The 10,433-nt window shown below is 69.6% G+C and carries 9 protein-coding genes and 2 tRNA genes; 3 read left to right on the plus strand and 8 right to left on the minus strand.

The window, feature by feature from the left end:
• The 6 genes from FUT87_RS13630 to FUT87_RS13655 form a co-directional block, all read right to left on the minus strand.
• Window positions 1-1,476 (minus strand): TonB-dependent siderophore receptor (locus FUT87_RS13630; protein ID WP_255511822.1); only part of this gene is annotated, 1,476 nt, incomplete at its 3' end.
• A 103-nt stretch (window positions 1,477-1,579) separates the two neighbouring features.
• The gene (locus FUT87_RS13635) at window positions 1,580-2,002 is read right to left on the minus strand and encodes a hypothetical protein (RefSeq protein ID WP_147241377.1); all 423 of its coding nucleotides are present in this window, start codon (window positions 2,000-2,002) and stop codon (window positions 1,580-1,582) included.
• 165 nt (window positions 2,003-2,167) lie between these two features.
• Window positions 2,168-2,244: transfer RNA gene (locus FUT87_RS13640), tRNA-Val, on the minus strand.
• A gap of 103 nt (window positions 2,245-2,347) precedes the next feature.
• A tRNA-Val gene (locus FUT87_RS13645) sits at window positions 2,348-2,424 on the minus strand.
• Between the two features lie 183 nt (window positions 2,425-2,607).
• Complete coding sequence (locus FUT87_RS13650) at window positions 2,608-4,881, minus strand: bifunctional (p)ppGpp synthetase/guanosine-3',5'-bis(diphosphate) 3'-pyrophosphohydrolase (protein WP_091732065.1); 2,274 nt, start codon at window positions 4,879-4,881, stop codon at window positions 2,608-2,610.
• 45 nt (window positions 4,882-4,926) lie between these two features.
• A complete protein-coding gene (locus tag FUT87_RS13655; protein ID WP_147241378.1) occupies window positions 4,927-5,793 on the minus strand; it encodes an alpha/beta fold hydrolase in 867 nt (288 codons plus the stop codon).
• Between the two features lie 48 nt (window positions 5,794-5,841).
• On the opposite strand from FUT87_RS13655, the gene FUT87_RS13660 reads away from it, so the two are divergent.
• A complete protein-coding gene (locus tag FUT87_RS13660) occupies window positions 5,842-6,612 on the plus strand; it encodes a 3-hydroxybutyrate dehydrogenase (protein ID WP_091732057.1) in 771 nt (256 codons plus the stop codon).
• A 102-nt stretch (window positions 6,613-6,714) separates the two neighbouring features.
• On the opposite strand, the gene FUT87_RS13665 is transcribed toward FUT87_RS13660, so the two are convergent.
• A complete protein-coding gene (locus FUT87_RS13665) occupies window positions 6,715-7,452 on the minus strand; it encodes an SIMPL domain-containing protein (protein WP_091732054.1) in 738 nt (245 codons plus the stop codon).
• Between the two features lie 238 nt (window positions 7,453-7,690).
• Here FUT87_RS13665 and ompR point away from each other — a divergent pair, with 238 nt between their 5' ends.
• Complete coding sequence (gene ompR, locus FUT87_RS13670; protein WP_091732051.1) at window positions 7,691-8,419, plus strand: two-component system response regulator OmpR; 729 nt, start codon at window positions 7,691-7,693, stop codon at window positions 8,417-8,419.
• 70 nt (window positions 8,420-8,489) lie between these two features.
• Window positions 8,490-9,821 (plus strand): ATP-binding protein, encoded by a 1,332-nt coding sequence (locus tag FUT87_RS13675; protein ID WP_147241379.1) that lies wholly within the window; start codon window positions 8,490-8,492, stop codon window positions 9,819-9,821.
• 87 nt (window positions 9,822-9,908) lie between these two features.
• Here the strand turns inward: FUT87_RS13675 and ispF are convergent, their stop codons facing one another.
• A complete protein-coding gene (gene ispF, locus FUT87_RS13680; protein ID WP_147241380.1) occupies window positions 9,909-10,397 on the minus strand; it encodes a 2-C-methyl-D-erythritol 2,4-cyclodiphosphate synthase in 489 nt (162 codons plus the stop codon).
• Between the last annotated feature and the right edge of the window lie 36 nt (window positions 10,398-10,433).

The raw sequence follows: 10,433 nt of genomic DNA on the forward strand, positions 1-10,433 counted from the left end.
GCCGGCGCGCGGCGAGGTCGCGCCCAGCGACTGGTCGGTCGCGATGCCGCTGCGGCGGTTGAGCACCGTCTGGTCGTAGCGGTCATGGCGCAGGCCGAGCAGCAGCTTCCAGCGCTCGCCGAGGTCGATCTGGTCCTGCGCGTAGACGGCATGCGCCTTCTGCGCCTCGCGGGTCCAGGCGCTGAGCGCCATCGGCGGCGGCGTGGCGCCGTACACGGGCTCGAAGAGGTCGATCGGCGTGGAGGTGACCACGCGCTGCTGCTGGCGCCGGTCGACGAAGCGGTACGCGTCCACGCCGGCCAGCAGGTGGTGCCGCAGCCCGGCCGCCCGCACCGTGCCGAGCACCTCGAAGCGGCCCGACAGGTCGTTCGCCGAGAAGTCCCGCGCGCGGCGCTGGCGCACCAGCGTGCGCTGGTCCGGCTGGACGAAGCGGGCTTCGGTCGCGATGCCCGCCAGCGAACTCTCGCGATAGCTCAGGCCGGTCTGCAGCGACCAGTCGTCGTTGAACTGGTGCTGGACGAAGAGCTGGAGGCCGACGCTCTCGGTCGCGATCGGGCCGTCGTCCGGCTCGCCGTAGAACGCATGGCGCGGGACCCGGCCCAACTGGCCGCCGATCGCGACAACACCGCGATCGAAGGTCGCCTTCTGCCGCGCAACCTCGAGCTCGTAGCTGACCGTCGTGTCGTTGCCGACCATCCACAGGAAGGACGGCGAGATCGCCGTCCGACGCGCCTCGACGTGGTCGCGGTCGCTGGCGCTGCCCTCCCGCGCGACGCCGAGCCGGTAGGCCACGCGCTCGCCGAGCGGGCCGGTCGCCTCGGCGCTGGCGCGCCACAGGTCGTGGCTGCCGGCGGAGAACTGCAGCGCATAGGCGGGCGTGAACGAGGGTTTCTTCGTCGTGATGTTGACCGTGCCACCCGGCTCGCCCCGGCCGTAAAGCGCCGAGGCCGGCCCCTTGAGGACCTCCACCGACGCGGTGTTCACCGTGTCGCGCAGGCCGTTGTAGCCGCGGCTGGAAGTGAAGCCATTGACCATGTAGTCCGAGCCGAAGTTCGGATCGCCGGTGAAGCCGCGCATCGCGTAGCTGTCCCACAGGCCGCCGAGGTTGCTCTGGCGGGCGATGCCGCTCGCCAGGTCCAGCGCCTGGTCGAGGCGGGTGACGCCGGCGTCGGCCAGCAGGGCGCCGGACAGCACGCGCACGCTCTGCGGCAGGTCGCGCGCCGGCGTGTCGGTCTTCATCGCGCCGGTGACGACGAGCGTGCGATACGGCTGGCGGGCGCCGTCCACGGTGACCGCGTCGAGGGCGGCATCGGCCGCCGGCATGGTGGGCGGTGTGGGGAGTGCGGGCGTTGTAGGCGCGTCCTGCGCCCGGAGGCTGGACGCGGCCAGTGCCAGTTCCAGGATGAGGAGGGATTGCAGCGGGACGGACGAAGACAGGCGCGCGCCGTCGGCGCGCAGGACGGAAGAAAAGGACATGACAAAGCGAGGAATGGCCGCCGGGCGGGCGTGACGACGCGTCGACGCCGCCCGTGCGTGGTGAACCGGATGAGCGAAAGCGCGCCTGGCGCGCGCGGGCGGTTCAGGCGGCCGGCGGGCCTCTCGGCTTCGCGACGGTCCAGTCGCGGGAGCAGACCCGTCCGCAAGGCAAGGCCGCTGGCGGCGGGCTCGCCTCGGCGTGGGCCAGCAGTGCCTGCGGCGTGCCGCCAGGCGCGACGGCTTGCGCGTGGAACAGGCACCACGCGCAGCTGTCCGATTTCGCGCCCGGGGAGTCCTCCTGACCGGACACCGGATCGTCCGCTGTCGCGGCAGCAGCGGCCGTCGCAGCTGCGGCACCGCCGACGACCGGCGACGCATCGATGCGCCCGGCCGCTGCGATGCCGGCGGTTTCGCCGAACGGATGCGCGACGTGCCAGGCCTCGTGCAGCGGCCGACCCAGCAGGCTGCATGCCAGCACGAGCAGCAGCAGCCAGGGGGAACGGAAACGGCGCAACGGGAACTTCATCGTCGGACAGGCAGCGCCGGGACGGCGGCGGTCGAGCAGAGCGCGCATTCTGCACGAGCGCAGGCGCGCGACCGTGGAAGGCCTGCGACGAATGTCGCTGCGCATTGGTCGCGCGGTACCAAAACAAAAACCCCGGAGAGTCTTCCGACTCACCGGGGTGTGCTTTGGTAGGCGCGATTGGATTCGAACCAACGACCCCCACCATGTCAAGGTGGTGCTCTAACCAACTGAGCTACGCGCCTGAAATACTCGGCCAGCGGTGGTCAATCCACTGGTCCGCAAAACAAATCGCCCGTTTGAGCGGGCGATCTGCTGAGGTGTCCCGAAGGACTTGCCTACCAATTCTGGTAGGCGCGATTGGATTCGAACCAACGACCCCCACCATGTCAAGGTGGTGCTCTAACCAACTGAGCTACGCGCCTGAAGAGCCTCGCAGTATATGCCGGATTTTTGCGTCCGTCCAGGAAGCCGCAAGAAAAATGGAACAGCGCCCGCCTGGACCCACGCAGCGCTCGCCGGTCGCGACACCCACCGATCGCCCACAACCCCGATGAACACGGGCTGAACGGCCGCATCCCCTCGCCGGACCGCGGCCACTCCAGGCTTCAGCGCCGCCGCGCGCTGCGCACGCCGCTCACCTGCGACAGGGCGACCAGCGTCTGCTGCAGCCGCTGCGCGTCGCTGACCTCGACAGTGAAATTCATCCGCGACAGGTCGCTGCGCGCCGGCTTGCCCTTGCCGCTCTGCTGGTTCACCGAGATCACGTTCAGCTTGTCCTTGGCGAACAGCTCCAGCACGTCCCGCAGCAGCCCCGGCCGGTCCGCCGCCTCGACGACCAGGTCCACCGGATAGAGCGCGCCCTTGCCCGCACGGTCCGGCGCGGGCTCGCCCCAGGCCACCGCGATGACGCGCTCCGGCGCGGACTGCGCCATCTGCCGCAGGTTCGCGCAGTCGGCGCGGTGGATCGCCACGCCCTTGCCGCGCGTCACATAACCGGTGATCGGATCCGGCGGCGCCGGCCGGCAGCAGCGCGCCAGGCTGGTCAGCAGCGAGTCGACGCCCACCACCAGCACCCCGCCCTTGGGCGTGCGCCCTTCGCCGACGGCGCCCTTGGTGTGCTTCTGGACGAGCAGTTCCTCCTCGTCCGCCTCCGGCACCGGCGGGCGCAGCAGAGTCTCGATGTTGCGCAGCGAGTACTCGTCCTTGCCGACGACCTCGAACAGCGCGTCCGCGCTCTTGAAGCCCAGGCGCCCGGCCAGGTCGTCCAGCTTGATCGCCGTCTTGCCCTCGCGCTGGAGCAGTTTCTCGACCAGCTCGCGGCCCTTGGCGATCGTCTGCGACTGCACCTGCGCGTTGAACCAGGCACGGACCTTGGCCTTGCTGCGCTGGCTCTGCAGATAACCCAGCTCCGCATTGAGCCAGTCCAGCGACGGACCGCCCTCCTTCAGCGCGACGATCTCCACCGTTTGCCCGCTCTGCAGCGGCGTGTTCAACGGCACCATCTGGCCGTCGACCTTGGCGCCGCGGCAGCGGTGGCCGAGGTCGGTGTGCACCGCGTAGGCGAAGTCCACCGCGGTCGCGCCCGCGCACAGCTCGACCACGTTGGCCTGCGGCGTGAACACATAGATGCGGTCATCGAAGCTGGGGCCGCTTTCCGCGACGTAATCGCGCTCCCAGGCCAGCAGCTGCCGCAGCACGGCCTTGCGCGCCTGCGCGACCTGCTCCTCGAATTCGCCGGCGGCGCTGACGCCGGCATACCCCTTGGTGCCGGCTTCCTTGTAGGCCCAGTGCGCGGCGACACCATGCTCGGCATGCTCATGCATCGCCCGGGTGCGGATCTGCACTTCCATCGGCCGGCCATCCGCCGCGATCACCACCGTGTGCAGCGACTGGTAGCCATTGGGCTTGGGCCGGGCGATGTAGTCGTCGAATTCGCCATCGACCGGTTTGTAGCGTTCATGCAGCCTGGCCAGCACCGCGTAGCAATCCGCCACCTCCGGCACCACCACGCGCAGCGCGCGCAGGTCGAAGACGCGCTCGAGCGTCAGCCCCTTGCCGCGCATCTTCTTCCAGATGCTGTACAGATGCTTGGGCCGCCCCTGCACCTGCGCCTCGATGCCATGGGCCTGCAGCTCGCGCTCCAGCGCGGCGCGCACCGACTCCACCGACTGCTCGCGCTCGACCCGCTTCTCGTGCAGGCCCTTGGCGAGCTGGTGGTAGTGCTCGGGCTCCAGGAAGCGGAAGGCCAGGTCCTCCAGCTCCCACTTGATCTGCCAGATGCCCAGCCGGTTGGCCAGCGGCGCGAAGACCTGCAGCGACTCGGCCGCCAACTCGCGCGGACACGGCGTCTTCGTCGCCGCGTACCAGCGCAGCGACTGCAGCCGCGACGCCAGCCGCAGCAGCACCACGCGCAGGTCACGCGAGAACGCCAGCAGCATCTTGCGCACCAGCTCGGTCTGCTCCTGGCGGCGCTGCTCCTCGACGCGCGCCTCGCGCGCCGCGCGCTGGATCTGCACCAGGCGACGCGTGTGCGCGACCAGGCTCGCGTCGCTCTCGCCGAAGGCCTTGGCGACGATCTCCTCGGGCTTGTTCAGGTAGTCGCCGGCGTAGACCAGGTAGGAAGCGGCCTGCATCGAAGGCGCCGCACCGACGCCCGCCAGGATCGCCGCCACGCCGTCGGCATGGTCGAGCGCGGGCTCGCCGGTGCCCAGGCGATGGTCCGCCAGCAGCGGCTCCGCGAACGCGCGGGCCCGGCGCACCGGGTCCGCGGTTTCCTCGGCGCGCGGCGGCGCGGCCGGCAAGCGATGAGGCAGGTCCCCGTCCAGCAGGGCCACGATGGGCGCCGCCTGGTCCTGCCGCAGCCCCAATTCCGTCTTCATTCGTCGTTCATCCGTGTCCGCGCGGCGCGATCCGCCGCCGGGACGTCATCCGCGGTCGAGGAATCGCTCCACCACCTGGATCTGTTGTTCTTGCACCAGCGTCGGCGCATGGCCGACGCCCGGGAACTCGTGCAGCTCGGCGCGCGGGCCGCGCTGCGTCATCAGCTCGGCCGTCGCCCGCGTGAGCAGGTCGGATTCGGCCCCGCGCAGCAGCAGCGTCGGACAGCGGACCGCGTCGTAGGCGGCCCAGAGCTGAGCCTCGCCGGCCTTGGCCAGCTCCGGCGTCAGACCGGCCAGGCCCTGGCCGATGCGCGGGTCGTAATGCAGCCGGCAGCGGTCGCCGTCCGGCTTGAACATCGCGCGCGACAGCGCCAGCCATTGCTCGTCGGTATGCGGGCCGAAGCCCTCCGAAATGCCACGCAGGTAGTCGGCGCCCTGCTGGCAGTTCTCGAACTGCGGCGCCCGGCCCAGGTAGCTGGCGATGCGCTGCAGCGCGACGAACTCGATGGTCGGGCCCACGTCGTTGAGGATCAGGCGCTTGATCGGGCTGGACGGCATCGCCGCCAGCGCCAGGCCGATCAGCCCGCCCATCGAGGTTCCCAGCCAATCCACCTGCGGCGCGCCGAGGCGGGCCATCAGCGTCACCATGTCGGACACGTATTGCGGCAGCTGATAGTTGCGCGGATCGCCCAGCCATTCCGACTCCCCGCGGCCCACCACGTCCGGGCAGATCACGCGGAAGCGATTGCTCAGGCGTCTGGCGATCACGTCGAAGTCGCGCCCCTGGCGCGACAGCCCGTGCACGCAGACCAGCACCCGCGGGTTGTCGGCCTGCCCCCACTCCCAATACGCGACCTGGTGCAGGCCGCAAGGGCTCAGCGCCTGGACTTTTTTCAACAAGGGTTCAGACATCGCTCGTATCCTTTGCACCCATCCTAACAACCCTGAAGAGGACGCGGCATGCTGAAAGGAAAGACGGCCCTGGTCACCGGCTCGACGAGCGGCATCGGATTGGGGATTGCCCTGACCCTGGCCCGCCAGGGCGCGGACATCGTGCTCAACGGCTTCGGCGACCACGCGGGCCCGAAGGCGGAGGTCGAGGCGCTGGGCGTGAAGGTCGGTTATCACGGCGCCGACATGAGCAAGCCGGCCGAGATCGAAGCCATGATGGCCTATATCGATGAGCAGTTCGGCGGCTGCGACATCCTCGTGAACAACGCCGGCATCCAGCACGTGGCCAACGTGGACGAGTTCCCGCCCGAGAAGTGGGATGCGATCCTGGCGATCAATCTCAGCTCCGCCTTCCACACGATGCGGCTGGCCCTGCCCGGCATGAAGAAGAAGCAATGGGGCCGCGTCATCAACATCGCCTCGACGCATGGGCTGGTGGCCTCGGCCGGCAAGTCGGCCTACGTGGCGGCCAAGCACGGCCTGGTCGGACTGACCAAGGCCGCGGCGCTGGAGACCGCGACGCTGCCCGTCACCGTCAACGCGATCTGCCCGGGCTGGGTGCTGACGCCGCTGGTGCAGAAGCAGATCGACGCGCGCAGCGAGAAGGAGAAGCTCGACCCCGCCGAGGCCAAGCGCCAGTTGCTGGCCGAGAAGCAGCCCTCGCTGCAGTTCACGACGCCGGAAGAGCTCGGCGCGCTGGCGGTGTTCCTGTGCTCGGACGCCGCGGTCAATGTGCGCGGCCAAGCCTGGGCGATGGACGGCGGCTGGACCGCCCAGTAAGCCGGGCAGCCCCGCTGCAAGGAAAAACGCCCGGTCGAGCCGGGCGTTTTTCGTTCAGGGGGAGCGCCCCCAGCAGGTCATCAGCGGGTCACCACCGAGCCATCACCGCGTCATCACAACATTGCCGCTGACATTCACCGTCACCGTGGCCTTGCCGGACTCGACCGGCAGCGCCTCGTCGGCGGCCGCGGCCATCGCCTTGAAACGGGGCGCCGCGGCCATCATCACCGGCATCGGCTGGTCGGCGTTCACGCTGACCTCGCCGATCCGGTAGCCGGCGTAGCCGAACTGCTGCGCGTACACCGAGGCCTTGGCCTTGTAGCTGGCGATCGCCTGGGACACGACCTCGTTCTCGGCCTTCTCGCGCGCCTCGCGCGACAGCCCGTAGCTCACGTTGGCGATCGCCAGCGACTGGATGCGGCCGCTCAGCTTGGAGATGGCTTCCATGTCACGGCCCTGCACCAGCAGTTCCACGCTGCCTTGCCAGCCGGTGATCTGCGGCGAGCCGCTCGTGCCCGGCTTCACCTGGCCGTAGCGCGGATAGACGGACAGGTTGCCGGCCTGCAGGTCGACTTGGCCCGGTTTGGCGATCTTGCGGGCCTCGGCCAGCGCGGCGTCCAGCGCCTGCTTGAGCTCGTTCTGGACCGCGGCGGCTTCCTTGCCCTCGCGCGTCGTGGAGAAGCGCAACTGGAGCAGGTCGCGGGCCACCTCGGTGGTGGCGGAGGCGCTCAGCGCCAGGACGTCGGTCTTCGCAGGTTCGGCATTCGAAACTGCTGGCACCAGGGCGATCGCGCCGGCGGCGATCAGGGCACGGGTCAGCGTCTTGGAGGTTCGGATCATTCGGGTTCCTACGGAGAGTCCTCGGGGAGGCCAGCATAACGGGTGAAGAAACCGTCACGGTTGACCGGCGCTACACCCCTCTTTTGGCCCTCTTTTGGGCCATTCGACCCACCTCTTGTGAGGTCTCCACGGCGCTGTTACAAAAGATGTAACCATCCAGTAAGGACTGCTGCATCCCGCAAACAGGCGGGAAAACTGCCCTTACAGTGCCGCTGTTACAAATTCCGGAGTGGCCGCCATGCAAAGCACAACCCGCCCTAACCGCATCCTGGTCGTGGACGACGATGCCCGCATCCGCGACCTGCTGCGCCGTTATCTCGCCCAGGAAGGCTTCGAGGTCCTGCTGGCCGAGGACAGCAAGGCGCTGAACAAGCAGCTCACCCGCGAGACGGTGGACCTGATCGTCCTGGACCTGATGCTCCCGGGCGAGGACGGCCTGTCGATCTGCCGCCGGCTGCGCGCCGCGGGCGACAACACGCCGATCATCATGCTGACGGCCAAGGTCGAGGAAGTGGACCGCATCGTCGGCCTGGAGGTTGGCGCCGACGACTACCTGGCCAAGCCCTTCAACCCCCGCGAACTGCTGGCCCGCATCAATGCGGTGCTGCGCCGTCGCCCGCCGCCGGAAGCCCCGGGCGCGCCGTCCAAGGAACCGATGACGGTCCAGTTCGGCCCGTTCGAGTTCGACCTGGCGCTGCGCCGCCTGGCCAAGAACGGCGAGCCGGTGCCGCTGACCACCGGCGAGTTCTCGATGCTGAAGGCACTGGTGCGGCATCCACGCCAACCGCTGTCGCGCGACAAGCTGGCGATGCTGGCCCGCGGCCGGGAGTTCGAACCTTTCGACCGCAGCCTGGACGTGCAGGTGTCGCGCCTGCGCAAGCTGCTGGAAGAGGACCCGGCGCAGCCGCGCTTCATCCAGACCGTCTGGGGCGTGGGCTACGTCTTCGTGCCCGACGAGGCGGCCTGATCGGCCGCCCGCCCGCCGCGCCGCGTGCGCAAGTCCGGAGGCCGGCGACGGCCGACGGCCGAGCCCTTGAATGCCGTCGATTCCCGTGACCCCTCCCCGTCTGGCGCTCAACCTGTTCTGGCGCACCTTCGCGCTGCTGCTGGCCGCGGGCGTGCTGGCCTGGCAGCAGACCTTCAAGGCCCTGGAGGCCGAACCGAAGGCGCTCGAGGCCGCGCAGCAACTGGCCGGCCTGGTGAACCTGTCGCGGGTGGCGCTGTCCAGCACCGACGCCATCAACCGGGTCGCGGTGGTCAAGTCGATCGCGCGCAGCGAGGCGGTGTCGGTCGAGGTGGCCGAGGCCACCGACCGCTGGCTCCCTTATGAGAACTCTCCCTTCGCGCAGCGCCTGCGCAAGGAACTGGTCTCGCGGCTGGGGCCGCAGACCGTGCTGGCCAGCGGCCTGAACGGCGTGCCGGGGCTGTGGGTGCGCTTCGACGTCGGGCCCGACCAGTTCTGGCTGCAGACCAATCCCGCGCCGCTGCAGGCCAACATCTCCAGCAACTGGTGGTGGATCGCGATCGCGCTGGGCGCCTCGCTGCTGGGCGCGGCCGCGATCGCGCGGCTGATCAACCAGCCGCTGCGCGAGCTGTCCATCGCCGCCAGCCGCATCCGCGAGGGCGAATACGACTCGCGCCTGGACGAAAGCACGCTGACCAGCGAGATCCGCGAGGTCAACATGGGCTTCAACCGGATGGCGCGCGAGCTGGCCAAGATGGAAGAGGACCGCAGCGTGATGCTGGCGGGCATCTCGCATGACCTGCGCACGCCGCTGGCGCGCCTGCGGCTCGAGGCCGAGATGAGTGTCAACGACGAGCAGGCGCGGACCTACATCGCGCAGGACATCGACCAGCTCGACGCGATCATCAACAAGTTCATGGACTACGCGCGGCCCAGCGAGCTGCAGCTGCAGGCGCTCAACCTGCGCGAGCTGGTCGAGCGCGAGGCGCAGGGCTTCCGCGACCCGCAGCAGATCGTGATCAGCGTGCGGCTGTCCGCGGCGCTGCGCATCTGGACCGACCCGACCGAGCTGGGCCGCATCCTGCTCAACCTCTTCGAGAACGCGCGCCGCTACGGCCATCACGGCGACGAGCCCGCGCGCGTGGACGTCACCGCCGAAGCCGACAGCGCCTGGGTGCTGCTGACGGTGCGCGACCATGGGCCGGGCGTGCCGCCGGACAAGCTGTCCAAGCTGACGACCCCGTTCTATCGCGGCGACACCGCGCGCACCGCCGCGACCGGCGCGGGGCTGGGGCTGGCGATCGTCGAGAAGTCGGTGCAGCGCCTGGGCGCGCACCTGCGCCTGTCCAACGCCGACGACAGCGGCTTCGTCGCGCAGCTGCGGCTCAAGCGCGCCAGCGTTTGAGTCATTTCCTCTCCCCGCTTGCGGGGAGAGGCCCCTCACCCCTGCCCTCTCCCCGCGAGCGGGGAGAGGGAGTTCATGGCGGGACGCTCAGGCGTCGCGCACCAGCAGGCAGACCGCGCGTGCCTCGATGGCCTTGAGTTCGCCGACGGGGCCCATCTTCTCGGCCGTCTTGGCCTTCACGTTGATCTGACCGGCGTCGATGTCCAGCACCTGCGCCAGCCGCTCGCGCATCGCCGGGATGTGCGGCGCCATCTTGGGCTGCTGCGCCACGATGGTCGTGTCGACGTTGCCAATGACCCAGCCCAGCGCCTTCACGCGGCGGTAGGCCTCGGCCAGCAGCACCATCGAGTCCGCTCCCTTGAACTCGGCGGCGGTGTCGGGGAAGAGCTTGCCGATGTCGCCCAGCGCGGCGGCGCCGAGCAATGCATCGGTGATCGCGTGCGCGAGCGCGTCCGCGTCCGAATGGCCCAGCAGGCCGTGCGTGTGCGGGATGGTGATGCCGCCGAGGATCAGCGGGCGGCCGGCGACGAGCTGGTGGGTGTCCCAGCCCTCACCGATACGGAAGTTCAAAGCCATGGCGTGGATGCGAAGCTGCGGAGTCAGCGGAGTCAG

It is taken from the genome of Mitsuaria sp. TWR114, from assembly GCF_007997345.1.

Excerpts from the sequence above, each read along its gene's own strand:
- FUT87_RS13635 (WP_147241377.1), bottom strand. The coding sequence starts at position 2,002 with ATGAAGTTCCCGTTGCGCCGTTTCCGTTCCCCCTGGCTGCTGCTGCTC.
- FUT87_RS13650 (WP_091732065.1), bottom strand. The coding sequence starts at position 4,881 with ATGAAGACGGAATTGGGGCTGCGGCAGGACCAGGCGGCGCCCATCGTG.
- FUT87_RS13655 (WP_147241378.1), bottom strand. The coding sequence starts at position 5,793 with ATGTCTGAACCCTTGTTGAAAAAAGTCCAGGCGCTGAGCCCTTGCGGC.
- FUT87_RS13660 (WP_091732057.1), top strand. The coding sequence starts at position 5,842 with ATGCTGAAAGGAAAGACGGCCCTGGTCACCGGCTCGACGAGCGGCATC.
- FUT87_RS13665 (WP_091732054.1), bottom strand. The coding sequence starts at position 7,452 with ATGATCCGAACCTCCAAGACGCTGACCCGTGCCCTGATCGCCGCCGGC.
- ompR (WP_091732051.1), top strand. The coding sequence starts at position 7,691 with ATGCAAAGCACAACCCGCCCTAACCGCATCCTGGTCGTGGACGACGAT.
- FUT87_RS13675 (WP_147241379.1), top strand. The coding sequence starts at position 8,490 with ATGCCGTCGATTCCCGTGACCCCTCCCCGTCTGGCGCTCAACCTGTTC.
- ispF (WP_147241380.1), bottom strand. The coding sequence starts at position 10,397 with ATGGCTTTGAACTTCCGTATCGGTGAGGGCTGGGACACCCACCAGCTC.